Source organism: Syntrophaceticus schinkii, from assembly GCF_000946815.1.
Classification (GTDB): domain Bacteria; phylum Bacillota; class DSM-12270; order Thermacetogeniales; family Thermacetogeniaceae; genus Syntrophaceticus; species Syntrophaceticus schinkii.
The window spans coordinates 1-24,887 of the sequence record NZ_CDRZ01000267.1; the positions used below are offsets into that span (position 1 = coordinate 1).

The following is a 24,887-nucleotide window of genomic DNA, read 5'->3' on the forward strand; positions in this document are numbered from 1 at the left end:
TAAGACTGGACAGTTAAAGGAGTTTCGAGTAAGATTCATTTCAGTGTTTTTTAGGGAAGGGGGACTTGGCGGGCGTGCCATAGGGGTTCCCCTTCTCGCTATTTATCCTTCCGTGATGATTGTCATGTCAATAAATAATCCATATGTCAATCAGTATGCATCATTTACGTCATAAAAAGCAAGAAAAAAAATCCTCTCCCCCCGTCATTGGGAGTGAGAGGCGACAGAAGCGGTTGATGGTGAAGGGAACCGTTTGTTTAAAAATAGGATAACAAAAACTGTTAACATAGCTTGGGAAGATAGGCATAGCCTTCAAAAGCAGTTATATGAAATGGTCACAAAATATGTTTCAGAAGGTTATAACAGGGCAAGGAAAGAAAAAAAAGAATTACATTGGGTTTCTAATGGTACTGATGCAGCGGCTTGTAACTAGCAGCACCAGAGCGATTAGAGAGAATCTGGGGAGAAGACTTGAGATACTAAAGAATAATGAGACACGGGTTTTAGCTTTAAGGGAAGAGGATTTATGGGATGTAGATGCTGAACAATCAATGGAGGAAGTAATTGCTGTCCATTCCTTCAATATCAGAAAAGAGATTGAGGATATCAATAACATGCTTGTTGTAGCAAATCAGGCAGAACACCAATATGTGGATACCAAAGCTGAAAAGCTATTAGAGTTTATTTATCAAATACAGATGGATTTTGAGGATTTTAAGGTGATTGTATTTACAGAGTTTGTGGCTACTCAAAGTTTTTTGAAAGAGTATTTGGAAAGCAAAGTATTCAAGGTTGCTGTATTAAACGGTTCAATGGATATTGATGAAAGGAATGCTGTCATCAATCAATTTCAAGAGACTGCAGACATTCTCGTTTCTACAGATGCCGGTGGTGAGGGTTTAAACCTTCAATTCTCAAATATAGTTATCAACTATGACCTGCCCTGGAACCCCATGAAAATTGAACAGCGCATTGGTAGAATTGATCGAATTGGACAAACACGGGATGTTTATGTGTTTAATTTTATGCTCTCTGGCACAGTAGAATATAGAGTTAAAGAGGTCTTAGAGGAAAAACTGGCAGTCATTTTTGAACAGTTTGGTGTAGATAAAATGGGGGATGTCTTGGATAGCGCCCAAGCGGAGGTTGATTTTACTGATATTTATATAAGGGGAATTACCGATCCTAGAGGAATAGATTATTATACCGATAAACTGGAAGAACAAGTTTGTGAACAGACTCAAAAAATGAATGAGATTAAGGGGCTTTTAAAGGATGAAAAAGTTCTTGATAAAAGTCTTGTAGCCAGTATCAGCAATTTACCGATTGAAAATTGGCTTAAGCAGATGTATAAGAATTATCAGCTGTCAAAAGGCAATGAAGTGGATATATTTGGTTTATCTTCTATCAATTTAAATAATGAGCAAGTGAAGGATATGCTTACGAATATTCCAATATGGGTGAAAACAAGTAAAATTCCTGTTCTGGAAATAGCCGACACATCAAATGAGAGGGGATTCTGGTCTCTCTGGGAAGTCAGCATAAATGAGAGCGATCAAAATAGGAAGATATTTCCCTTCTTTATAAACGAAAATGGAATCGCAAGATTGGCATCAGCAAGAATATTATGGGAAACAATGCTCAAAGAAGAAGATCAAATATCTTTCAAGGGATATCAAACTTTTGATGATGATGCTTATAATATGGTGTGTGAAAAAGCAAGTGATTATGCGTATAATCTATTTGACACAATGAAGGATGACTACTTAAACAGTTTATCCAGAGAGCGGGCCAAGTATGAATATGCATTCAAATTGCGTAAGGAAGCTATACAGAGAATAGGCCTTCAGAGTGTTAAAAGATATAGGATGAAATCCATAGAAAAAGAAGAGGAGTTATGGAAGGCCAATATGGAAAGGCAAAGCATGATAATTCCTGTACTAAAACCATTATATATGGTATTTATGGACTGATAATATGATAAACGATGTTATTTTAAAAAAAACTGAATCTTCAAAATAATGATTTTCTATTGGTTTTTGATCCTGATAACCTGCTTGCTGAGGAAGATGTGGTAGATCATATCAATGGATTGGGGTTTACCATTATCCATTATGAAGACCCAGAAGTGTTTAGGTATTTTTATGAAGAAAACATCCGCAGCGTTCTGGACAAAGATGAAGAATTGAAAATCAAGATCATCATAAAATACACTTCGGAACAGACGATTCCTTATGATATACAGCTAAAATGTTCTTTTATAGAGCTTTCATTAAGAAATCTTTTCCCAAAATTAAGTTACAGCGTGATAAAAGAGCTTTTCACTGAAGTTATTGATAGATTATATATTGCATATCAGAATTATGATGGGCCCATACTCGGAGATAACGGCACAAAAGAGTTTATTTTAAAACATGTATATGGAATTATTCCGGAAGCTATTATTGACTTCCAGGATTTGATTAAGACATTTATACCTTTCTATTATAGAGGGGAAAAACTTCCAAAAACGATAGCTGATTATACAGTAGAAATGCTGCGCAAGAATAATCAGCTTAAAAAGTATCCCATTAACACAGTAATAGCGAGCAAAGGTGTGTTTTTTCATTTCCTTCAACAACAATGGGAGCAATATATTAAACTTACCGACGGTGAAGATGTGGCCACTATGATTGACTTTAGTAATCATGAGATCAGGGCATATATGGATAACTTATTTCAGGAAAGTTTTTTATCGCCTGTAAAGCAGTTAAAACCCCGGGAGTATCCTTCATGGATGCGACCGGGGATTGTATATGACATAGCGGGGCATGCGCAGCGAAGGTTTAACAGTGGTATTGAAAAAATCCAATCGATGCTCCGAGATATCAAATCATATAAAGATTGGTTCGCTATAGCAGGAATTTGGGGAAGATTATTAATCCTAAAACACGACCATGAAAAGGACTACTCTTTTAATGAAAAAAAAATACATAGAAACCAGGAGTGTTCTCAATCAAGAGTTTAAGGCATGGCTGGTTGGTAATTATGGAATGTTGGCATCATTATCGTATGCAAAGGCTCCAGTGATGGTACACCAGATCCCATGGCACATTAGTTACCGGTTAAGGAAAGAAGGCAGTAAAAAAGTTGCATTGATTGTAATGGACGGCATGTCCCTTAATGATTGGTATGTAATAAAGGATTCATTCGATAGCAACAGTAAGTATATCTACGAAGAGTCACTTTGTTTTGCATGGATTCCTACTATTACTTCGGTGTCAAGGCAAGCAATATTTTCAGGTGAAATACCTGCAAACTTTTCAGATACATTCCTATCTACCAATTATGATGGTAAACAGTGGAAAAGGTTTTGGAAGAACAATGGTATCACCGATCGGAGCATTGATTATAAAAGAAATATCAGAGAATTTGATGAAGAAGGTTTAAGTGATATTGTTGAAGATAAACAATTTAGGGTATTAGGTCTGGTTGTAAATATTATTGATAATATAATGCATGGCCAGCAGCTTTTTGAGGCTGGTATGCATCAAGATATAAGATTATGGACTAAAAGAGGCTATTTCCAACGTTTTTTAGAAAGTTCTATTTTTAAACGGGTTTGAAGTGTTTATTACTTCGGATCATGGAAACATTGGAGCTGTCGGTCAAGGAAGTTTGCAGGAAGGTTTGGCGGTGGAAAGTGCAGGTGAAAGGGTTAGAATTTATAGCAAAGATATTAACTGTGATGAAATATTATCAAAACTTAATACTTTGCAATGGAGTGGTGCGGGTCTTCCCCAAAAATACAACTATATAATATGTGAAAAAAACTGGGCGTTCAGTAAAGAGGGGATGAAGACTGTAAGTCATGGAGGTCTCGCTTTAGAAGAAGTTATTGTACCATTTATACATATAAGAAAGAGAGATAGTGATGAGCGATTGGATAGGTTTTAGCAGGAGTATTAAATTAGATTGGTTAAATAAAGCCGCAGAAATTTATATGGAAGAAAAAGATCACAGGAAAGTAAAGTTTGCTTTAGATAAATACTTGACGGAAAAAATAGTCAGTAAATATAATAGAAGAAAAACAGTCAATATTTTGATCAGAATATGGGTGAATGTTGAGCCACAACATACACAATTAAGGGATACTGCTCTTAATTTGTTTAAGATAGCTAACGAAAACGAAAAATTGGCTATTCACTGGTCTTTGGTAATGGTTGCATACCCTATTTTCCGCGATATTACCGCAATCATAGGTAAACTTCTTGATTTACAGGATGATTTTACCTTAAGTATGGTACGAAGGAGAATATATGAGCTTTGGGGTGAAAGAAGTACCCTGCAATATGCCCTTAATAAAATTGTACGGTCCGTAACTGAATGGGGGACTGTTGAAGATGGAAGCAAACCTGGTGATTATCAGGGGAAGGAGCAACTTTGTATAGACAAAAAAGAAGTGAAGCTTCTTTTAATTAGGGCGTACCTTGTTACTTCAGAGAAAACATGCTTGCGGTTTATTGAAGTAAATAATCTTGATGAGCTTTTTCCATTTAAACTGGATTTGAAATTGGATGATTTCAATGGTAGCAAAGGATTTAGTCTCAATAAAATGGGTTCAGATGTCGTGATAACATTACAATAATATGGTAATAAGCAGTTCACAGGCAAAGGGGTGTGGAGGGGGGTGTACCACATTAAAAAGGTATTTCATGTTACTTTGCTGTGCATACTGGCGATCGCTGTAGTTGGTTGTTTTGGCGCTTCTCCCGAAAATGTGACAAAAGATTTCTTTTCCGCTGTCAAGGATGGAGATTTCAATACTGCAGCTAAATATGTTAAACAGGAAAGCAAGGATGAATTTCGTGATGAATTAGAAAGTGGACAAGACTTGGATGATAAGAAACGCGCTGAACTTTTATTTTCCAAGCTGTCGTGGGAAATTCTATCTTCTTCCACTGAAAAGAATGAGGCTGAAGTAAAGGCCAAAGTTACGTCTATTGATATGGTAAGTGTAGTTACTGATGTGATGAATAAAATATTGCCTCTGGCATTTGCCTCGGCATTTGATGAAAACTCCAATGATGACAAGATCGAAGAACTAACAGAACAGTATTTTGATAATGCCATGTCAGATCCTAACGCTCCAACCGTCACCAGTGAGGTAACTATTAAGCTAGTGAAAGAAAAAGGCGATTGGTTGATCGTCCCAGATGATGACCTGCTGAATGCTTTGACTGGCAATGCTGGGAAGTTGGCGGAAATGTTTTGAGGATGAGGAGAGAAAACAATAAAGCCGCTGCCCTGATTCATAAGCTGTTCAAGGATTAAATTCAGATTATTGTTGGGTAATAATAATAGTTAGCATGATTCAAAGGAGGAGTATGGCATGAGTGAAAAAGAAAAAGAAGATCTAACTTCACGTGTTCTACAGCACGGGGAATTGGTTGATTACCAGGAGGGTGCGGTTGTCAGCAGGGCAATCATCAAAAAGCAGGTGGGCACTGTTACCCTTTTTGCCTTTGATGCTGGAGAGGGTTTAAGTGAGCATACGGCTCCATTTGATGCCTTGGTTCACATATTGGATGGGGAGGCGGAGATTAGGATCTCTGGGGTTCTTCATCAGCTGAAACAGGGTGAGATGATCATCATGCCTGCCCATGAACCTCATGCTTTGAAAGCAGTCAAGCGGTTCAAGATGATGTTGGTGATGATTAAGTCTCAGGAAACCATGGCAATTTAGTGGTTGATCTAATGCTTCCTACTGAGTTAAAGCAATAAAGCAAGCCTGACCCTATGGTATATTTGAAAAAAAGTGGTATCATTAATAGAAACCGAAAATTGAAGGGAGATTTGAGTATGAAAGCCTATTATGACCAGGATGCGGATCTAAAGTTCCTGGATGGGAAAACAGTTGCAGTGATCGGTTACGGGAGCCAGGGGCACGCACAGGCGCTCAATTTGAAAGAGAGCGGGGTTCGGGTGCTGGTTGCGGATGTGCCGGGCAGTGAAAACTGGGAAAAGGCTGTGGCTGATGGTTTTGAGCCATTGAAGGCGGTTGAAGCCGCTGAGCTGGCAGATGTTATTCAAATTCTTATTCCTGATGAAAAACAGGCTGCTCTTTACCGCAGTGATATTGCTCCTCATTTAAAATCAGGGAAAGCCCTTGTTTTCTCCCACGGTTTTAACATCCACTTCGGGCAGATCGTTCCTCCGGATGATGTAGATGTCTTCATGGTTGCTCCGAAAAGCCCCGGACATCTGGTACGGCGGATGTATGTAGAAGGGGTAGGGGTTCCCTCCCTTGTAGCAATACACCAGGATTCCACAGGCAACGCCCTGCAGATCGCTCTGGCTTATGCCAAAGGAATCGGTTCTACCCGGGCAGGGGTGATTGAAACCACATTTGAGGAAGAGACAGAAACCGACCTCTTTGGTGAGCAGGTTGTTCTCTGTGGCGGTGTTACAGAGCTGGTCAGGTCAGGGTTTGATACTTTAGTGGAAGCCGGATACCAGCCGGAGATCGCTTATTTTGAGTGTCTGCATGAATTAAAGCTGATCGTAGATTTAATGTATGAGGGCGGCATCAGCTGGATGAGGCACTCGATCAGCTATACAGCTGAGTATGGGGATATTACAAGAGGGAAACGGATCATCACAGATCAGACACGTGCCGAAATGAAGCGCATCCTGGAGGAGATTCAAAACGGGAGTTTTGCCCGGGAGTGGCTGCTGGAAAACCAGGTGGGACGACCTGTCTTCAATGCCATACAAAAGAAAGAAGCAAACCACCTGATAGAAGTTGTCGGAAAAAAACTGCGGGCGATGATGCCCTGGCTTAAAAAAGCGGATTAGTAAGCTGTAATACCCGTAATACCCTGAAAAAACAAAGGCCTCAACTATTACGGTTGGGGCCTTTTTGGATTATGCTTGAATTATTCACTTTGGGTGCCAGGTACCCAAAAAGCACCGGCACATCCTATATATACAGGTATATACAGATTCAGCTAAATAGCCAAATGGTGACAGTCACCAAAAGGTGTAGCTTGTATATACAAATTTGCTTTTTTGGTGACTGTCATCCAAAAGGTCTTTATTTTGTCTGTTGAAAAATGTAGAATTAGACTTAACTTTACCAGAATTGCCGAAAGGTTTTTGATGAATCATAATAATCCAAGGAAGGAGAGTTAAGATGAGGGTTGCATCAGACATCGGTGGAACATTTACGGACCTGGTTTACCTGGATGAAGAAACGGGCCAGGTTGGGATCGCCAAAACAGATACCACCCCACCCAACTTTGAGCAGGGTGTGATCAATTCTATCAACAAGGCGAACTTTACAAAAGATGAGGTAAATTTTTTTGTTCATGGGACAACGGTTATTATCAATGCACTTACAGAACGAACTGGGGCCAAAACTGGGCTAATCACCACCAGGGGCTTCCGGGATGTTTTGGAACTTGGGCGTTCAAATAGGGCAGATATCTACAATGTTTATTACCGAAAGCCAGTGCCCTTTGTGCCCCGCTACCTGCGGCTGGAGGTGGATGAGCGCTGTAATTATAAGGGTGAAGAGCTAAGACCCTTAAATGAGGATGATGTCAGGGCATGTCTTAAACAGTTTAAAAAGGAAGGGGTAGAAGCAATCGCGGTCTGCTTTCTACACTCCTATGCCAACCCGGTTCATGAGGAACGCTGTGCGGAAATCATTCGTCAGGAGTGGCCTGAGGTGGCAGTTACCATCTCCTCTGAGATCACCATGGAGTGGCGTGAATATGAGCGCACCAGTACAGCAGTACTCAACAGCTATGTTCAGCCTGTTGCCGCCAAATATGTGGATTCCCTTGACCGGGAACTGGACAAACTGAGGGTCAGCGACCGCAGGTATATCATGCAGTCCAACGGGGGTACAGTTTCCTTTGCCCAATCCAAGATTTCCCCGATCAATATGGTTGAGTCCGGGCCTGTTGCCGGCGTTTTCGGGGCTGCAGTTGTCGGAAAGCTTATAGGTGAGAAGAACATCATCGCTCTGGACATCGGCGGCACCACAGCCAAGTGCTCTCTTATCGAAAATGCTGAGATGAAGGTGACCACTGATTATAAGATCGAGTGGACCAGGGAGACAGCGGGCTATCCCATCAAGGTGCCTGTGGTGGATATCATCGAGATCGGCGCCGGGGGAGGCAGTATTGCCTGGGTCGATGCAGCCAATTCCCTCCATGTTGGCCCACAGAGTGCCGGCGCTTTGCCTGGACCCGTATGCTATGGCAGGGGTGGCACTGAACCCACAGTTACCGATGCCAACCTGATCGCCGGGCGCATTAATCCGGAATACTTTCTGGGTGGTGAGATTAAGGCTGACCTCAAGCGAGCCCGGGAAGCCATGGGTGAGATTTCTTCTTCCTTCGGGATTTCTGTTGATGAGGCCGCACTTGGTGTGATACGTTTGGCCAATGCCAATATGATCAATGCCTTAAAACTGATCTCTGTGCGGCGCGGGTATGACCCAAGGGACTTTACCATGGTTGCATTTGGCGGGGGTGGCTCTATGCATGCCGCGGCCCTGGCCAAAGAGCTGCAGATCAAAAAGGTTCTCATCCCGGTGGCTACCGCTGTTTTCTCTACCTGGGGGATGCTGATGACCGACCTGCGCCATGACCTGATCCGGACGAACATCAGGCGCACCGATGAGGTCAGCATTGAGCAGCTGGATAGTATCTGGGATGGGATGGAGAAAGAGGCATTGGAGTATTTCCAAAGAGAAAAGATGGATGCTGAAGATATGGTTTTTACCCGCTATGCAGATATGCGCTATTTGGGGCAGGAACACACTGTCAAGGTTCCGGTGCCTGCAGGAAAGATGGATGCCTCTGTGATCAGGGATGTTGAACAGAGATTTCATTCCCTGCATGAGCACAACTATACTTTTAGATTGGATGATTCTTTGATTGAGTTCGTCAACTTCCACCTGACCACCTTTGGGACCGTCAAGAAGCCGGAGTTTGGCCGTCTGGAGAACAGGAACAGTGATCCAGGTGCAGCGATCAAGGGATATCGTGATGTGAACTTTGATCAGGAGGGTTGGCAGAGAAGCACCATCTATGAGCGTGATTTGCTGGGGGCGGGAGCGGTGTTTGATGGCCCTGCGGTCATCGAAGAGCCAGCATCCTCGACAGTAATATTTCCGGGGCAGAAGGTAACAGTGGATGATTACGGCAATCTGATTATTGAAACGGGGGTGTAGTGATGAGTGAGAAGACAGGAATTATACAGGAGATTGATCCCTTTACTCTGGAAATTGTAAAGGATTCTCTGGTGGCTATCGGTGATGAGATGTTTTATGCACTGCAGCGCACCAGTAAAAGCACCATCATCTATGAGGTGCTGGATTATGCCAGTGGCCTTACGGACAGCAAGGGTCGTCTCCTAGCTCAGGGGAATGGGGTAACAGGCTTTCTGGGCACACTGGATTTTTCAGTGAAGGATGTCATCGAGAAATTTGCTGAGAAAGGCAACCTGCACCCCGGGGATATCATTATTACAAATGATCCTTACGGTGGGGGAGGCACTCATCTTTCAGATGTCTGCCTGGCCATGCCCATTTTCTATGATGAAGAATTGGTGGCTTTTTCAGCAAATAAAGCACATTGGACAGAGGTGGGGGGTAAGGATCCAGGAAGCTGGACCACTGACTCCACAGAGGTTTATCAGGAGGGGCTGCAGTTCCCTTGCATCAAAATCTTTGAAGAAGGGAAACCCATTCAAAGCCTCATCGATCTCATTGCAGCCAATGTGCGTATGCCTGATATGACATTGGGGGATCTCTGGGCGGGTGTTGCCGCCCTGCGGGTGGGAGAGCGCCGCTTTATTGAGACCTGTAATAAATACGGGAAGGATACGGTGATGGCGGGCATCGAAAAGCTGCTGGACAATGGCGAACAGCTCACCCGCTTGGAGCTGGCCAAGCTTCCCCACGGGGTTTTTGAGGCAGAGGACTATATAGATGATGATGGGCTGGGCAACGGGCCATTTAGGGTTTGTGTTAAAGTGACGGTCACTGATGATCAGTTTATCTGTGATTTCAGGGGCAGCCATCCCCAGGTTTTGGGTCCTGTTAACTGCAGCTATACAGCCCTCATTGCTGGGGCACGGGCCATTTTCAAGGCACTCACTAACCCGGCCATATCTGCCAACGAAGGGACCTTCCGTCCCTTGAAAGTAATCTCTGAACCACGCACCATCTTTACCGCGGAGCGCCCAGCTGCTGTCTCCACTTACTGGGAGACGATGCTCTATGTCACGGATCTGATTTGGCGTGCTATGGCACCGGTGGTCCCGGACCGTTTGACCGCAGGCCATTTCTTGAGTGTCTGTGCTGATGTGTTGGCCAATATCCACCCGGATACAGGAGAACTCGCTCTGCTGGTAGAGCCTACTGCCGGGGGTTGGGGTGCAGGCAGAGATAAAGATGGTGAAAATGGGCTGGTGTGTATCGGTGATGGTGAGACTTACACTATCCCTGTGGAGGTAGCAGAGACCCGGTATGGCTTCCTGGTGGACCAGTATGCCCTCAACACCGCCGGGGGAGGAGCAGGGGAGTGTCGCGGTGGAGCCGGTGTGATTCGCGACTACCGCATCCTGGCGGATGAGGCCCACTTTACCGCAACTTTTGGCCGTCATAAATACCTTCCCTGGGGGATGAAAGGTGGCAAGCCCGGCACCCGCAATGAGGTGAACATTATCTCCGCCCATGGTGAACCGGAGCAGGTTTTCGGGAAATGTGCCCGCTTGCGTATGCTTAAAGGTGATGTGGCACGCCTGATCACAGGGTGTGGGGGCGGTTATGGCAACCCTTATAAACGCCTTGTGGAGAAGGTGCAGGATGATGTGAAAAACGGTTATATTACCCTTGAGCATGCTTGGACCGATTACGGAGTCCGGCTTGATGCGGAAGACTTGACTGTATTGGAGATGGCACCGGAGAGGTATTAAACAGGCCGTCAACCAAATTTTTGTCGCCGGGCAGGAGTCGACAGATTTGTATTGAATTATACAGATATGATTCAACTGCAAAAATTCTTTTTACACTCGAAGTACAACCAGATATAGTGAGCAGCTTATCGTATAACAACCATCTATAGCAGTTAATAGATACAAAAATAGGGTTTCCGCAGTGGAATCAAATATCAACATCGATAAAATTAAATAGTAATGTTTTCGAGCCTTCTATCCTACAGCCTTATGGCTATGGATAATCGGACGAAAGGTGCGTTTATCGCTCCCCAGGGTATAGCTGGAAACGGCTGTGCCTCCCGTGTTTGGAAAGAAGATATGGCATGTTTATCTTAAAGGGGCAACAATGATTATTTGCTACTGATAGAGAGATCAATTCTATCTGCATGCCCAAGCCAGCATCAACTTTCAGATGCTGGCTTATATTTTTTGCCATCAATCGCTTTTTTAGCAAACAGGCGAACTGCTGGAATTGGGAGTAATGTTCGGGTTATTTTGCAATAAGAAAAATAACTAGACCTGGTTATATCATAGAAATGAGGTGATATTCAAAATATACTCATTCGAATAAATTCAGTGAATGTGCAACCAATTGCAATCAATTAAATGTGGGGGAGGAAGCTTTATGAAAAGGTTACGGAGATTTACACTTTGGATGGTGATTGTTTGTTTGATGGCAGCCTTGCTGGCAGTCGGCGGTTGCGGCAAGGGTGAAACGGACGCAGATAAGACAGGGAAGAACGGGAAGGACATAAAGCAAGAGGATAAAAGCCTGATGGTCTACAGCGGCGCAGGCTTGCGCAAGCCTATGGATCAGATAGGAGAGGCGTTTGAGAAGAAAACCGGAGTAAAAATCAACTTTAATTATGCTGGTTGTGCCCAATTGTTAGGGCAGATGGAATTGACCAAGGAAGGTGACGTATTTGTTGGTGGGTCGTTAAATGATATGGAAATCGCTCAGCAAAAGGAATTTACAAAAGAGTACCATAAAGTGGTGTATCATATCCCGGCTATCGGTGTTCCCAAGGGTAACCCGGCCGGCATCACCTGCCTGGCTGACATGGCCAAGCCAGGGGTGAAGCTGGTTCTTGGTGATGCACAATCCAATGCTATCGGCAAAAAGGGTGAGAAGATCTTTGCTAAAAACAAGCTTGATGTGGAGAAAAATGTAGTGGCGCGGGATGCCACGGTAAACGAAATTGTGACCCACCTGGCTATGAAACAGGGTGATGCTGGGTTGATCTGGGAAGACAACGGTTTTGGTGCCAAGGATATCGAAATTATCATAATTCCTGAAGAGCAAAACATGATCGATATGGTACCGGTCTGCTGTTTAAGTTTCACCAAGCAGCCAGATTTGGCTCAGCAATTTGTTGATTTTGTAATTTCCAAGGAAGGCATTGCGATTTTCGAAAAGAATGGTTTCAAACCAGTCAAATAGCTGGCTGGCACAGGAAAGGAATTATGGCCAGGCGCAATAACGCCTGGCCATTGTATAGCTAAAGAAGCTGATGCTGCTTAAAGGCATTTGGAGCCCCAGGATAGGAGGTAAAATGGTGGAGCAACCCAGAATGGATAAAGGCGGCCGTCCTTCTAATGATAGCAATCCGCCAATCCGCAGCAGGCGAGTCAGATTGCCAGGCAACCAAATTTTCCAGGGAGTGCTGGTCACTATCATCTTCCTGCTATTATTACTGGTATTCAGTGCCATAGTCAATGTGGTATGGAAAGGAGCCGGGGGCCTGGCTGTCAGTCTGGCGACTGAAGAAATACAGTTTGCCATACGGCTCAGTTTTTTTACCTCTATTACTTCCACACTGATTTGTATTCTATTTGCTATTCCGGTGGCTTATGGGCTGGAACACTTGAAGATTCCGGGACGCAATCTGATCAGCACCATTTTGGATCTGCCAATGTCTCTGCCGCCCCTGGTTTCAGGGGTGGCTCTGTTGCTGCTGCTGGGCAATACTGAGGTGGGGAGAAGCCTGGCCGAACATGGCCTCAAGTTTGTTTTTTCTGTAAAAGGGATCATTTTGGCTCAATTCTTCATTATCACTCCGTATATGATCAGGGTATTGAAATCTACCATGGCTGATATCAGCCCGCGGCTGGAATTCGTGGCCCGCACTCTGGGCTGCTCACAGTGGCAGGCCTTTATTAGGGTTACCCTGCCCCTGGCCCGCAACGGCATCCTTGCGGGTCTGGTGATCTGCTGGGCACGGGCGATCGGTGAATTCGGCTGTTCTTTGATGCTGGCCGGCGCCACACGTATGAAAACCGAGACACTGCCCATAGCTTTGTTTTTGAATATGTCGGTGGGAGATTTGGAAATGGCTATGGCTTCAGCCACCTGTTTGATCGCTATTTCTCTGATGGCACTGTTAATTTTTGAATTGCTGGGAAGTATTATTCGGCCAGACTCACGAAGAATATAGACCAGGGGAGTCAGGATATGATTCGTTTAAATGATCTGAGCAAACACTTGGGTGACTTTATATTAGATGGTATTAATCTGACGGTACAAGACAACGAGTATTTCGTCATCCTGGGGCCCACCGGAGCTGGGAAAACAGTCCTGCTGGAAACCATTGCCGGGATGTACCAGCCGGATAAGGGGGAAATCTGGATCAATGGCTGCAATGTCACTTCTAAATGTCCGGAAGAGAGAAATATTGGTTTTGTATATCAAGACTACCTTTTGTTCCCCCACTTGAGGGTGAGGGATAATATCTTATTCGGCCTGAAAATTAGAAGGCTTTCACAACGTGCGATGAAGACTGCCCTGGAGCAAATGGTGGCTTTGCTAAAAATTGAGCATTTGCTGGAACGCTACCCCGATACACTGAGCGGGGGGGAGCAGCAGCGGGTAGCTTTGGCCCGGGCATTGATCACATCGCCTCAGGTGCTGTTGCTGGATGAGCCATTGAGTGCCTTGGATCCGCCTACGCGAGAGGAGTTTCAGGCGGAGCTGAAACGTATTCACCAGTACGCCAGGACGACCACCATTCACATAACCCATGATTTTGATGAAGCTATGGTGCTGGCCGACCGGGTGGGAATTATCCGCAGCGGCAAACTGGAGCAGGTGGGGCGCCCCCTGGATCTTTTCCATAAACCGCGCTCCAGGGAAATTGCCCGTTTTGTGGGGATGGAAAACATTTTTCCGGCAGTGGTTCGCAAATATGGGCAGGAGAAATACGTTGACCTGGGTTCCCTGCGCTGGAGGACACTATCTGAATTGGATGGTGAGGTGCAGGTTGCCATTCGCCCCGAAGATATCATTCTTGCCAGGGAAGACTTTACCAGCAGCGCTCAAAACCGTGTGCGAGGTATAGTCAGCGCCATATCGCCCCGGGGAGGCATGGTAAAAGTGACGCTGGATGCGGGAATTCCGCTGGTGGTACTGGTTACCGCCAGAGCACGGGAAGAAATGGAACTGGAATTGGGGCAGGAACTGTGGGCCATTTTCAAGGCCACAGCGGTGCATGTTTTTAAGTGATTTGAGCAGCTTTATTTTGGCTGCTCTATGATCAGACTTTTTCATCTGACCTCTGTTTTCAGGGTTGATTAAGTAGACTGTGCAATAGGTGGACAACGGGAAAATAAAAAAGTGAAACTGCTATAAAATGGCTGGTGAAGTTGTCCAGTGGTGTGGATGTTATTCTTTTCTGTGGAGAATGTCTAAAGTTGTTCAGTGCCTGTTCTGCTATTTTATAATTAATTATAATAACCAGTTTTGTGGCAAGGAAGAAAAATTACATAGTAATCTGAAAAGGCAGGGATATACCATAGGGGTATAAATAATATTTTTTATGCAGGAAAACACTACTATATGGCGAATCTGTTTAGTAAGACCACGGAGGTCTTCTTGCCCTGGATGGAACGGGGGAGATTCTTCGTGGTTTTTTGTTTTAGAAAGGGGGATTGAAAAGGCGAAGGGATTTTTTTATGGTGTTAATGTCTTCAGCATATATGATGCCATCTTAGCAATTTAAATACTTTAAATCTTTGAATTAGAGTATCGTTACTATGGAGGAGGGAGAAAATTTGCGTTTCAAAAAAGCCATTTTGTTGTTATTGGTAATGCTGCTCTCTTGTGGGCTTTTACTGGGCTGCGGTTCAGATAAAGAGGTGCAGACGGAAAAGGATAAGGTTCCTCAGGAACTGGTTATTGGTATTGGCAGGGATTTTTATGATGGCCCTGAAACAGGCAACTTTTTGCATCCAAGCACAGGGGTTTGGGAATCGCTTACTTACCCTGGTGAAGACCTGGAACCGGTAAAGCAGCTGGCAACAAAAATTACCGCGGATAACACCAATAAGGTCTGGACGGTTATCCTGCGTGAGGGTGTCAAGTTTCACGATGACTCTTCCCTCAATGCCGATGCAGTGGTCAAAAGTGTCATGCGTTTGAAGAATAATCCTAAGCTGGATGGATATAATACCTTTCCTAACCTGGATAAGGTAGAAGCGGTGGATGACAAAACTGTCAAGTTTACCTTCAACCGCCCGGAACCTGGTTTTGCAGCTAAGGTGGCCGGCAAGGGCTGTCCCATTTTCAGCATTAAGAGTTTCGATGAACAGGGTAAAGTAACTCATCCTTATGGTACAGGCCCCTTCAAATTTGAGAACTACAAAAAGGGTGAAGAACTGGTCATCACCCGCAATGATAACTACTGGGGCAAAAAGGCCAAGTTGGAGAAAGTGACATTTAAAACCGTGTCCGATCCCTCAACACGTTTAGCCGCTTTGACAACCGGTGAAATCGATGCCATTGTGGATGTGGGCGGTGTTCTGCCGGAGCAGGCCTCCACGATCAAAGATGACAAAAACATGGTCTTGCTTACACAGCCGGTGACGACATCCCACTACATTATTTTTAACAACAAAAAGGAACCCTTCAAAGATAAGAACCTCCGCAAGGCGGTCAGCTTATCCCTGGACCGCAAGCAGTTGGTAGATAAAGTGCTGAGCGGTTATGGTGATCCCGCGGATACAATCTACACACCACTGGCAAAGAAGTGGGTTACCAAGGGGTTATGGAAAACAGATAAGGCTAAAGCCAAGGAACTGGCAAAAGTTGATAAGACACAAAAGGTGGAACTTGTTGTCAATGCTGCACTGGCTAATAGGTGGCCCTATAAGTCCATTGCCGAGATATTGCAGTCCGAGCTGAAGGCGTTTAATCTTGACGTAGAGATAAAGATGGGTGGAGGAGGGGGCGGCCTGCGGGTGATACACTGAAGAAGGGCGAATATGATATGACACTCTCCCCCTATACACTGATGACCGGGGATCCGGATTTTTATTTCGGCCAATGGATTGACTCCAAGGGGCAGATGAATAAGGCAAGGGGCATCGGCTACAGCAATTCTGAGGCAGACCGCCTGGTGGCTGAGGCTGCTACCGGAAAGGATATGGCAGCAAGGCAGAAGGCCTACAAGGAACTGGAGAAGCTGGTGGCTGAGGATGTACCGGTTGCGCCCATTTACAATGATGTCTGTATCTATGCCATGAAAAAGAATGTTAAAGATTTGAAGATCGATCCCTTTTTCAAGCCGAGTCTGGAAAAGGCATACATTACCAAGTAACAATTGGGGTCAGGCTTGAGTAATTTACTTAAGCCGAGAACTAATATACCACGGAGCACTTCCTTCAAAGAAGATGCTCCCGTGGTATATCTATTCCGCCTGCTCAATTGCTGCGCTGATATACCCTGCCCGCCTGGCGATCTATAGGGATACCGTAAAAAGGTAAACTCCTCATTTTTAGAAGATTCCCACCATAGGCTCATTCCTGGTATTTATCACCAACCGTTACCCTTGTTGGGGCGGTTGTTTGGGTGGTCAAGTGGGCTAGATAATATCGACCCGCTATACTCCCCTGGTTATACGGGAGGATAGCGGGTCTTCAATTGGGATTTGGGCCAGAGAAATAACCAGAGTTTGCTCGCCTTTATCTATCCTTCCTTTGAGCGTGCAACGGGGGGCAGTCTCCAGTGCACGCGTCCCCTTGATCTATTACAACTGGTTAACTGAAACACTGCTGCCGCTGTCCAAGATGATATCCATACTTTGTGTTCCTGTTCCCAGTTTAACCTGGGCGAGTTTTTTTGCATTACTACTGTCATTGTTATTGTCTATTGTTCCTGTTTCTTCCCATTTAACACTGCCGCCCAGGGAGGTATTTTCATCAACCACAGCTTTTATTGTCAGATCAGCCTGATGGGGGATGAATATTTGCAGGTCGCCGTGGCCGGCAATTTTCCAGTTGTTGTCCAGCTGATCTGCATATATTTGCACCATGTGTCCATCATGTACTTCTACATCAAGGTTTTGTGGGATGAAGAGGGTGTATTCAGTGGTGCGAACGCCCTCTGCTGCCGGCAGTTTGAAGCTGATATACTGGGTCTTGCCGGATGTGTTGCTTTCTACCCGGACACCTTTGTTCACAAGATTTTGGGCGACTTTTTGAGAATCCGCTCTGGCCAGGGCATAGCTGTATGAGCTGATCTCGGTCGATTCGCAGGTTTGTATCTTTAGATCACAAAAGGGTGCATTGATCACTAATTTATTGGTATCAGGTGCAACAGCAATATCAATGGTGCTGCTCCTGATATGGTAATCCTGGGATGTCAGATAGTTGTTTATTTTTCCTGTGACTCCGATACTGTCAAGTCCATAAAGGCCGAGGCCGCAGAATACGATCAACAGTATGATAAAGATGCTGAATAGATCGTATTTGACTGGTGTGTTGTCTTTCCTGCAACAGGATAGGATGAGAACCTCCAGGCCGAGAAGAACAAAAGTGAGCGGCCACCACTTCACTACAGCATCAAATACCGCTTTGTTATTTATCTTGGCAATAAAAAGGCTCAACCCTGTACCGATCAGGACCAGCCCCATAGAGATAGTGCCTACTCTCCACTGTCGCATTGTTCATCCCTACCTTCCTTATAAGAATTAACATGAGTGTCATTATCTGACATAGCAGAGCTGACCCTCGATTCAACTTTCGAACCGGCAAGTAGTTTAATTCCACCAGCTATGAGGATGACGGCTACAACAGCGGTCTGCAGGTAGCCATGGATCTCCGGAGTGAGCAGGGGTGTGATGTGTCTTTCCAGAATCACCAGACACCCCAGAATGATCAATGACCACCCCACAAGATGGGGATGGGATTCCAACCAGTTCCAAAGTGCTGGTTTTTGGCGTTTTTCACCTGCTGCTGATTCTACTCTCTGCAGGGCATCAAACAGACTGTAAAACCAAACCACCGGAAGGATAAAGAGGAATAAACTTAAATTCAGCCAGCCCATCAGAAATGCGGTGAAAAAGAAGACCGCCATTAACAAGGCACCATCTTTAAGATAACCCAAATACATATGTCCGGCACCCGGTACCAAAGAGAGGGCGGCTGTAACCATTTTTTTGTTGTCGCCGAAAGCTTCCATCTCTTCGTAAGGCGCTCCTTGCCCGGAGTTAGCTGACCCGCGCATTTTATCAATAAGGGTAAAGGCATCGATCAGGGCGAAGAACCAGATCAGCGGCAGGGCAAAGGCCAGGATAACGAATAAACTTTCTCCGGCAACGCCGACCAGACATGCTGTACCGAAGATGGCTCCAAAACACAGAGCAAAGAAAATCAGCGCCCGTCTGGTAAATCCCAGGTAAAGGTGGCTTAAACCGGGAATGAAAGACAAAATGAAGGTTACAAATTTACTTTTGCTGTTCATCATTTTCCTCCTCTTGCTCTTGATTTTCAAAGCGTATAATCAATTGATGGGTGTGATCAACAATTTTTTTAGAAAATTGGATATCCAGCTTTTGTTCAATCTTTGGGCTGTTCAGTTTTGTTGTGTCAGCGACATGGGAATACCCTTTTACAAAGGTTTGAAATGCTCCTCCACCCATCAAGGCGATGGTAAGTACTGCTGCGGCAGCATAGTAGACAAGCAGGTTTTGACTTTTCTTGGCCCACCGGCCAGATCCTTTGGGGGGCACTGCTGCATGTCGCTTACGGTCGATCATGTTGATCACAGTGTCGGTGAAGTCTGGGGGTATGGCTTCTTGCGCCTGTAATAGATCTTCCTCATCGATGGAATTGAGAAAGGCGTTCAGACATTGTTGGCATCCCCGCAGGTGTTCCTCCATGAAACGGGATTCTTCTTGGGAATACTCACCCCTTCTGAACATTTGCCATTCCTTTTCATTAAAGTGTTTCATTTGATTCAACCCCCCATTCCTGACGAAAGGCCTCGCGAGCCCGGTAAAGGCGTGATTCCACTGTTCTGGGACGGATGCCTTCTTCACGGGCGATTTCCTGATAGCTTTTGTTTTGAAAGTAAAATTTATAAAGTACTGTTTTATGGATTGGCGGAAGCCGGAGGAGCACTTCCTTTACTCGAGTTTCCTGTTCTTTTTGCAGCAGCAGTTTTTCCAGCTCTCCACCGCTATCATCACCATCATCTTTTCCCAGTATCGCTTCTGCAGTTTCCAATTCACAAAGGGCAAGGTGCTTCTTTCTTTTATAATCAATAGCCTTGTTGGCGGCGATTCTACCAATCCATCCCTTAAAGTTTTGCTGCCGGTATGAGACAAGGGACCGGTAAACCTGAAGAAAAACCTCCTGGGCGATGTCTTTGGCTGTTTCTTCGTCCCGGACAAAACTCAGTATAATAGCGAAAACATATCCTTTATACGTTTCTACCAGCAGTGTAAAAGCATCTTGCTCACCGTCCAGGCAACGCTGGACCAGATTGTCGCTCATTGCATACTTCATCCCCTCCAAACACTGTCGTCCAGGATATATACTACTTTTACATAACTGTGCTCCCTCCTTCAAGGGCCCTCTATATATATAACGGATCTCGCTGCTAGAAACCCTGCAAGGTGGGGTCAGGCTTGAGTAATTTACTTATTTGCAACAGGGACTGCTCCCAGTGCACACTGATCTACAAAAACAGATCAGTTAGAACAGGCCGTCCCTGCGTTACCCCTAGAAAAGAAAATATTGCATTATTGCTCCAGGTGGTGATAGTGAATTAGAGAAGGTGACATTAGAACATAACAAGCACCAGATAGTGCAACCTGTCTATACAAATCATGCAAATTGGTGACAGTCACCAAATTGCATGACCTGTATAGACATATATAGCTAAATGGTGACAGTCACCGGGGAATAATCACTTTTGAAATATTCGAGGATGCCAGAGATGAACTTACTCAGTGGAGTGGAGTGACATTGTTGACAGCTTAGTGTATTATGAGCACCCGATGGAAGAGAAGACATATTATTTACCAAAGTCGGGTGCAAAGGTGTTCACAGAATCTTTGAGCAGAGTCGATGTGTATGCCATCGCGGGGCCGCCACCGAAAGCAACAGCAACCATGGCGGCATCATAGATCTCCTCTCTGGTTGCCCCTGCTTCCAGGGCCTTGTAGACATGAAAAACAATGCAGTATTCACAGCGGTTGTATGCGGAAACTGCTACACTGATCAACTCTTTGGCTTTGGTATCAAGAGCACCTGGTTTGTAATCCTCCTGCAGCAGGTTCATGAATGCCCGTACCTGATCACCATTTGTTTTAGCAACTTCCTTCATCCCACCTGTAAATGCCTGAAGCATCTCCCTCGGATCCTTAGCCATAATAAATCCTCCTTTAGTTATTGTTATTGGTTTATTCTGCCCGAATGAGTGACATTATATATCTCTGTTTAGGGGTCAGGCCTGAGTGTTTTACTTTTGTGCAACAGGGACTGCCCGCAGTGCACACTGATCTCAAAAAAGATCATTAGAATAAGCCGTTCCCGCGTTACCCCTAGAAAAGAAAAAACCCGAGAAATCGAATTTCCCGGATTTTTCAGAAAAGCATTGCGCAAGTGTTTAGCGATATGTTGTCGGCAATAGCCAACTTCGGGGGAGAAACCCGACTTTCGGGTTCTGAATCCAGTATAGCAGCTATATGTTTCAGCTATATCTAAAAGTGTTACAAATCTGTTACAAATCCGCCGGGAAAGCCCCTCCTTTTAAGGGATGAAAGCGTGACGAAACATCGAATTAAAGTTGGGGCGTCAACTCTTGGGAAGAAGGAGTAAGACCAACTGGCATCCTTCGATGAACCAGAATCCCATGATTTCAGTCGTGGGAGTATGTCAAGCATTTTTCCCGATCCCAAGATCCCCGGCTTCCGACATCTTTTCCCACATCCAACCTCCCACTTCCCGCATCTCATTTAGCAAGGCGCTGCTGCAGGCAGTTTTCTGATGTTGTGGAGTCGATGCACATCGAGCAGGCTGACTGATGATCGCTCTTACTGTGATAACAACTACCGCAGGTTGTTGATTCCAATTGGATGGTGGAGTGCCGGATGCCGAATTTTTCATGCAGCAGGTGTTGTATTTCGTGGATAGTCTTTTCATAATTTTTTATGCTTGGGTAGGCCATACAAATATGGCAGGTCATAATGGGAATTTCCGCAGAAAGGCTCCATAAATGTAGATCCGTAACATTGAGAACTCCGCTAATACTTAGTATTGCTTGTTTTACATCTTCTATTGAAAATTCTACCAGATTACCCTCAAGTAAAATGGTGATGCATTCCAAGGACATTTTTACAGCATTTCTGAGGATCAGGGAAGCCAAAATAGCGCTGAGCAAGGTGTCGATTCCTATCCAACCGGTAAAATAGATGATAATACCTCCTGTTAGTACACCCACATCTGCCAGGGCATACTCCTAAAAAATGAAGGAAGGCACTTCTTATGTTTAGACTTTTACTGTCTTTGAGGTTTATAACGATAATGCAGTTGACCACCAGACCAAGCAAGGCCAGGATGATCATCCCCTTGGGCTCCACAGTTACAGGATGCAGAAAGCGCTGAACTGCTTTATAAAAGATGAAGATCGATACAGCGATCAGGGAAAAATTATTGATCAGCGCTGTAAAAATACCGTGCCTGTGATGACCAAAGGTGTATTTGTGGGTGGCGGGTATGGCGGCCATCCGCAGTCCCCAGTAGCTGATTAACAGAGATGTAAGATCAGTGACGAGGTGCCAGGAGTCGCTTAAAAGGGCAAGACTGCGGGTGAAAAAAGCCCCGGTCAGTTTGGCGATCAGAATGACGGTAATTAAGAACAATGACCAAATCATTTTTCTCTTATTCTCTATTAGATTAGGATCCTGGCAGCTATTTTCTATATGTCTTCCCATGTCAGATCCTCCACAACTAAAATGAGGTGTTCCCAGATTTATTGGAAGACAAATCTGGGAACACCGGATTATTAAACTAGACCCAGCAGAAAAGCAAGCTGTGCAACAATCAGGGTCACGATGACTGCTACCCCCAGGGGCATTAGAGCTGAGAAAACTGTCCATTTCATGCTTTTTGTCTCTTTGTAGATGGTCAAGAGGGTGGTGCCGCAGGGGTAGTGCAGCAGTGAAAAAAGCATCATGGACAGTGCGGTGAGCCAGGTCCAGCCGTTGTCAAGAAGGAGTGTTCTGAGGGCATTGAGACTATCTAATTCCAGCATGGCGCCAGCAGAAACATAACTCATGATCATAATGGGCAGTACGATTTCATTGGCCGGCAGTCCCAGAATAAAAGCCATTAAGATAATACCGTCCATACCGAGGAGACGCCCAAAGGGATCCAGCCAGCCGGACAGATGGGCGAGGATGCTCAGATCGCCGATGAAGATGTTGGCCAGGATCCAGGTGATGGCACCGGCTGGTGCTGCAACTACTATCGCACGCATGAGCACAAAGATGGTTCTGTCCAGCAGTGAGCGTACCAGGATACGGCCGACCTGGGGTTTGCGGTAAGGTGGCAGTTCCAGTGTAAAGAATGATGGAACCCCTTTCAGAACGGTTTTGGACAGCAGCCAGGAGATCAAGAGGGTGATGCCTACACCTACAAGAACCAGGCCGACCACCGCTGCTGTTGCTGCCGCTGTGCTGAAAGAAGTGGCTACAGCACCTCCCAAGAAGATCATGGAAAGGGTGATCAGGGTAGGAAAGCGCCCATTGCAGGGAGTAAAGTTATTGGTCAGGATGGCGATCAGCCTTTCCCGGGGAGATTCGATGATGCGGCAGGAAATCACCCCGGCCGCATTACAGCCGAACCCCATGCACATGGTCAGCGCCTGCTTTCCGTGAGCACAGGCCTTCTTGAAATAGCGATCCAGGTTGAAGGCTACCCTGGGCAGGTATCCCAGGTCTTCCAATAAAGTAAATAAGGGGAAGAAGATAGCCATGGGAGGGAGCATGACCGATATAACCCAGGCTAATCCCCTGTACATCCCCAGCACCAATACACCGTGCAGCCAGGTAGGGGCACTTACCATTATAAATAGTTTGGTAATTTGGTCTTCCAGCCAGAATAGACCTGTGGCGAGCATTTCCGATGGGTAGTTAGCTCCGGTAATTGTTATCCAGAGGATTGCTCCCAGCAGGGCCAGCATGATAGGGACCCCCAGCAGCCGGGAAGTGACGACATTATCGATCTTTTGATCCAGTTCAGATTTTCGTTCCAGTCCGTGGTGGGCTACCTTTATGGCAATGGCTTCGGCACAGCTGTATATGCTGCCCACAATAGAGTCTCTGATCTCCTGCGTTTCTTTCGGATTCCTTTCCTGCTCCAGATTAGATAGAAGAGAGGACAGGGATGGATTCAGCGTGCCCATGCTGCATTTTCCTCCTTTAAAACAGCCCTCCCGTAGTCAGCCTCCAGGTGGCTGCAGATGGCCTTGATGATGCTAAAATCACCTTCCAGCAAGCGCAGGGCGATCCAGTGGTGGTTCAGCCATCCTGGGAGAAAGGGGCGTATCCTCGCCTCCAGTTGGGCGGCGGCCTGTTCTATATGTGGCTCATAGGTGACGCGCCTGGGAGATGTGGCAGTAACTCCTGTCGCCACATCCAGGATGGCGTCTTTTAATTTATCAAGCCCTATACCGTCACGGGCTGTTGTGGGTATACAGGGCACCCCCAGTTCTCTGGAAAGCCTATCAACATCCACACGAATCCTTCTTCTCATGGCTTCATCCATCAGGTTGACACAGACCACGACTTTTGAGGAGATCTCCATCACCTGCAGCACCAGGTTCAGGTTGCGCTCTAAGCAGGTGGCATCGGTTACAACTACAATGGCGCTGGGACGGCCGAGGCAGATGAAGTCTCGCGCTACCTGTTCATCAGCCGATGTGGCCAGTAGGGAATAGGTTCCTGGGAGATCCACCAGCAGGATCTTTTTATTCCTGTGCACAAAGCTCCCTTCAGCCCTGAGGACGGTTTTCCCCGGCCAGTTGCCGGTATGCTGTTTCAGTCCGGTCAGTGCGTTGAACACCGTGCTCTTTCCGGTGTTGGGGTTCCCTGCCAGCGCTATAACCAGCTGGTCAGGCAGGGGTTTCAATCCGAAGTCTTGATATGTTAATTCCATTTTGTTTTTCCTCCATTAATTTAATCAATAGAGATCAAGATTTGGTTTGCATCCTCATTGCGCAGGGCAATGATCGCACCCCTGATATTAAAGGCAGCGGGATCTCCAGCCGGACTGCGGCGGATAGCCTCTATCCAGGAACCGGTGACCAATCCCAGATCTAAAAGATGGCGCCTGACCAGTCCATGGGCAGTTAGAGAAGCTACTCTTCCGGACCCACCGTTGGGAAGTTGTGAAAGCGGCACTATATTTACTGACATGAAAATTAACCCCCTTTACATTGGACAAATCGAGTGTTATCCTACTTTGTAGCATTTGTAGCAGCGGATAACAAAGTTAGCCGCGGACTAAATCTGAATTATGATAGTATAATTATATTGCATAAAAGGGTTTTGGGTGCCTGTCCGAAAATCACCTCTTATGCAGGAAATAGTAAGTTAATGAAGAAAGGGTTA

The 24,887-nt window shown here is 45.4% G+C and carries 26 protein-coding genes, 1 pseudogene and 1 riboswitch; of the genes and pseudogenes, 16 read left to right on the top strand and 11 right to left on the bottom strand.

Annotation, left to right across the window (positions count from 1 at the left end):
• The first annotated feature begins 253 nt into the window (after nucleotides 1-253).
• From SSCH_RS20430 to SSCH_RS19515, 16 genes are all read left to right on the top strand, one after another.
• A complete protein-coding gene (locus SSCH_RS20430) occupies nucleotides 254-433 on the top strand; it encodes a hypothetical protein (protein WP_232294471.1) in 180 nt (59 codons plus the stop codon).
• Nucleotides 414-1,973: a DEAD/DEAH box helicase gene (locus SSCH_RS12820; protein WP_232294472.1), complete on the top strand. Its 1,560-nt coding sequence runs from the start codon at nucleotides 414-416 to the stop codon at nucleotides 1,971-1,973. The genes SSCH_RS20430 and SSCH_RS12820 overlap by 20 nt, the downstream gene beginning before the upstream one ends.
• 32 nt (nucleotides 1,974-2,005) lie before the next feature.
• A complete protein-coding gene (pglZ, locus tag SSCH_RS21215) occupies nucleotides 2,006-3,007 on the top strand; it encodes a BREX-3 system phosphatase PglZ (protein WP_156972283.1) in 1,002 nt (333 codons plus the stop codon).
• Nucleotides 2,958-3,605 carry a BREX-3 system phosphatase PglZ gene (gene pglZ / locus SSCH_RS21220; RefSeq protein WP_052835647.1) on the top strand — a complete coding sequence of 216 codons (648 nt, stop codon included), beginning with the start codon at nucleotides 2,958-2,960 and terminating at the stop codon, nucleotides 3,603-3,605. The genes pglZ (SSCH_RS21215) and pglZ (SSCH_RS21220) overlap by 50 nt, the downstream gene beginning before the upstream one ends.
• Before the next feature lies 1 nt (nucleotide 3,606).
• Nucleotides 3,607-3,936 carry a PglZ domain-containing protein gene (locus SSCH_RS16955; protein ID WP_052835648.1) on the top strand — a complete coding sequence of 110 codons (330 nt, stop codon included), beginning with the start codon at nucleotides 3,607-3,609 and terminating at the stop codon, nucleotides 3,934-3,936.
• On the top strand, nucleotides 3,914-4,627 hold the full coding sequence (locus SSCH_RS12830; protein ID WP_044665809.1) for a hypothetical protein: 714 nt from the start codon (nucleotides 3,914-3,916) through the stop codon (nucleotides 4,625-4,627). The genes SSCH_RS16955 and SSCH_RS12830 overlap by 23 nt, the downstream gene beginning before the upstream one ends.
• A 42-nt stretch (nucleotides 4,628-4,669) precedes the next feature.
• Nucleotides 4,670-5,254 carry a DUF4878 domain-containing protein gene (locus tag SSCH_RS12835; protein WP_044665810.1) on the top strand — a complete coding sequence of 195 codons (585 nt, stop codon included), beginning with the start codon at nucleotides 4,670-4,672 and terminating at the stop codon, nucleotides 5,252-5,254.
• A 117-nt stretch (nucleotides 5,255-5,371) separates the two neighbouring features.
• The gene (locus tag SSCH_RS12840) at nucleotides 5,372-5,725 is read left to right on the top strand and encodes a cupin domain-containing protein (protein WP_044665811.1); all 354 of its coding nucleotides are present in this window, start codon (nucleotides 5,372-5,374) and stop codon (nucleotides 5,723-5,725) included.
• Between the two features lie 116 nt (nucleotides 5,726-5,841).
• Nucleotides 5,842-6,837 carry a ketol-acid reductoisomerase gene (gene ilvC, locus SSCH_RS12845; protein ID WP_044665812.1) on the top strand — a complete coding sequence of 332 codons (996 nt, stop codon included), beginning with the start codon at nucleotides 5,842-5,844 and terminating at the stop codon, nucleotides 6,835-6,837.
• 337 nt (nucleotides 6,838-7,174) lie between these two features.
• Nucleotides 7,175-9,226 (top strand): hydantoinase/oxoprolinase family protein, encoded by a 2,052-nt coding sequence (locus SSCH_RS12850; RefSeq protein WP_044665813.1) that lies wholly within the window; start codon nucleotides 7,175-7,177, stop codon nucleotides 9,224-9,226.
• A gap of 2 nt (nucleotides 9,227-9,228) precedes the next feature.
• On the top strand, nucleotides 9,229-10,974 hold the full coding sequence (locus SSCH_RS12855; RefSeq protein WP_044665814.1) for a hydantoinase B/oxoprolinase family protein: 1,746 nt from the start codon (nucleotides 9,229-9,231) through the stop codon (nucleotides 10,972-10,974).
• Nucleotides 10,975-11,185: 211 nt separating this feature from the next.
• A riboswitch (molybdenum cofactor riboswitch) is annotated at nucleotides 11,186-11,327 on the top strand.
• Nucleotides 11,328-11,620: 293 nt separating this feature from the next.
• Nucleotides 11,621-12,436 carry a molybdate ABC transporter substrate-binding protein gene (locus SSCH_RS12860; RefSeq protein WP_044665815.1) on the top strand — a complete coding sequence of 272 codons (816 nt, stop codon included), beginning with the start codon at nucleotides 11,621-11,623 and terminating at the stop codon, nucleotides 12,434-12,436.
• 112 nt (nucleotides 12,437-12,548) lie between these two features.
• The gene (locus SSCH_RS12865; RefSeq protein WP_198142463.1) at nucleotides 12,549-13,430 is read left to right on the top strand and encodes an ABC transporter permease; all 882 of its coding nucleotides are present in this window, start codon (nucleotides 12,549-12,551) and stop codon (nucleotides 13,428-13,430) included.
• 17 nt (nucleotides 13,431-13,447) lie between these two features.
• A complete protein-coding gene (locus tag SSCH_RS12870; RefSeq protein WP_044665816.1) occupies nucleotides 13,448-14,494 on the top strand; it encodes an ABC transporter ATP-binding protein in 1,047 nt (348 codons plus the stop codon).
• Between the two features lie 548 nt (nucleotides 14,495-15,042).
• A complete protein-coding gene (locus tag SSCH_RS12875; RefSeq protein ID WP_198142464.1) occupies nucleotides 15,043-16,239 on the top strand; it encodes an ABC transporter substrate-binding protein in 1,197 nt (398 codons plus the stop codon).
• Nucleotides 16,240-16,256: 17 nt separating this feature from the next.
• A complete protein-coding gene (locus tag SSCH_RS19515) occupies nucleotides 16,257-16,586 on the top strand; it encodes a periplasmic substrate-binding domain-containing protein (RefSeq protein WP_198142465.1) in 330 nt (109 codons plus the stop codon).
• Between the two features lie 429 nt (nucleotides 16,587-17,015).
• Here SSCH_RS19515 and SSCH_RS12880 read toward each other — a convergent pair whose 3' ends face one another.
• The 11 genes and pseudogenes from SSCH_RS12880 to SSCH_RS12920 all read right to left on the bottom strand — a co-directional run bounded on the left by SSCH_RS12880 (nucleotide 17,016) and on the right by SSCH_RS12920 (nucleotide 24,692).
• The gene (locus SSCH_RS12880) at nucleotides 17,016-17,930 is read right to left on the bottom strand and encodes a hypothetical protein (RefSeq protein ID WP_156972284.1); all 915 of its coding nucleotides are present in this window, start codon (nucleotides 17,928-17,930) and stop codon (nucleotides 17,016-17,018) included.
• Nucleotides 17,912-18,733, bottom strand: a complete 822-nt coding sequence (locus SSCH_RS12885) for a hypothetical protein (RefSeq protein ID WP_156972285.1) — start codon at nucleotides 18,731-18,733, stop codon at nucleotides 17,912-17,914. Before SSCH_RS12885 ends, SSCH_RS12880 begins: the two co-directional genes overlap by 19 nt.
• On the bottom strand, nucleotides 18,714-19,220 hold the full coding sequence (locus SSCH_RS12890; protein ID WP_044665819.1) for a hypothetical protein: 507 nt from the start codon (nucleotides 19,218-19,220) through the stop codon (nucleotides 18,714-18,716). The genes SSCH_RS12885 and SSCH_RS12890 overlap by 20 nt, the downstream gene beginning before the upstream one ends.
• Complete coding sequence (locus tag SSCH_RS12895) at nucleotides 19,207-19,776, bottom strand: RNA polymerase sigma factor (protein ID WP_044665820.1); 570 nt, start codon at nucleotides 19,774-19,776, stop codon at nucleotides 19,207-19,209. The genes SSCH_RS12890 and SSCH_RS12895 overlap by 14 nt, the downstream gene beginning before the upstream one ends.
• Nucleotides 19,777-20,287: 511 nt before the next feature.
• A complete protein-coding gene (locus SSCH_RS12900; protein ID WP_044665821.1) occupies nucleotides 20,288-20,644 on the bottom strand; it encodes a carboxymuconolactone decarboxylase family protein in 357 nt (118 codons plus the stop codon).
• Nucleotides 20,645-21,150: 506 nt separating this feature from the next.
• Nucleotides 21,151-21,381 (bottom strand): hypothetical protein, encoded by a 231-nt coding sequence (locus SSCH_RS19520; RefSeq protein WP_198142467.1) that lies wholly within the window; start codon nucleotides 21,379-21,381, stop codon nucleotides 21,151-21,153.
• 13 nt (nucleotides 21,382-21,394) lie between these two features.
• A pseudogene (locus SSCH_RS22060) lies at nucleotides 21,395-21,694 on the bottom strand (cation transporter dimerization domain-containing protein); the annotation flags it as partial.
• Nucleotides 21,576-22,208, bottom strand: a complete 633-nt coding sequence (locus tag SSCH_RS19525) for a cation diffusion facilitator family transporter (protein ID WP_198142466.1) — start codon at nucleotides 22,206-22,208, stop codon at nucleotides 21,576-21,578. The pseudogene SSCH_RS22060 and the gene SSCH_RS19525, both read right to left, overlap by 119 nt.
• Before the next feature lie 71 nt (nucleotides 22,209-22,279).
• Nucleotides 22,280-23,680 carry a nucleoside recognition domain-containing protein gene (locus tag SSCH_RS12910; protein WP_044665822.1) on the bottom strand — a complete coding sequence of 467 codons (1,401 nt, stop codon included), beginning with the start codon at nucleotides 23,678-23,680 and terminating at the stop codon, nucleotides 22,280-22,282.
• Nucleotides 23,668-24,432, bottom strand: a complete 765-nt coding sequence (locus SSCH_RS12915) for a FeoB small GTPase domain-containing protein (RefSeq protein WP_044665823.1) — start codon at nucleotides 24,430-24,432, stop codon at nucleotides 23,668-23,670. Before SSCH_RS12915 ends, SSCH_RS12910 begins: the two co-directional genes overlap by 13 nt.
• Nucleotides 24,433-24,452: 20 nt before the next feature.
• Nucleotides 24,453-24,692 carry a FeoA family protein gene (locus SSCH_RS12920; RefSeq protein WP_044665824.1) on the bottom strand — a complete coding sequence of 80 codons (240 nt, stop codon included), beginning with the start codon at nucleotides 24,690-24,692 and terminating at the stop codon, nucleotides 24,453-24,455.
• Nucleotides 24,693-24,887: the final 195 nt, after the last annotated feature.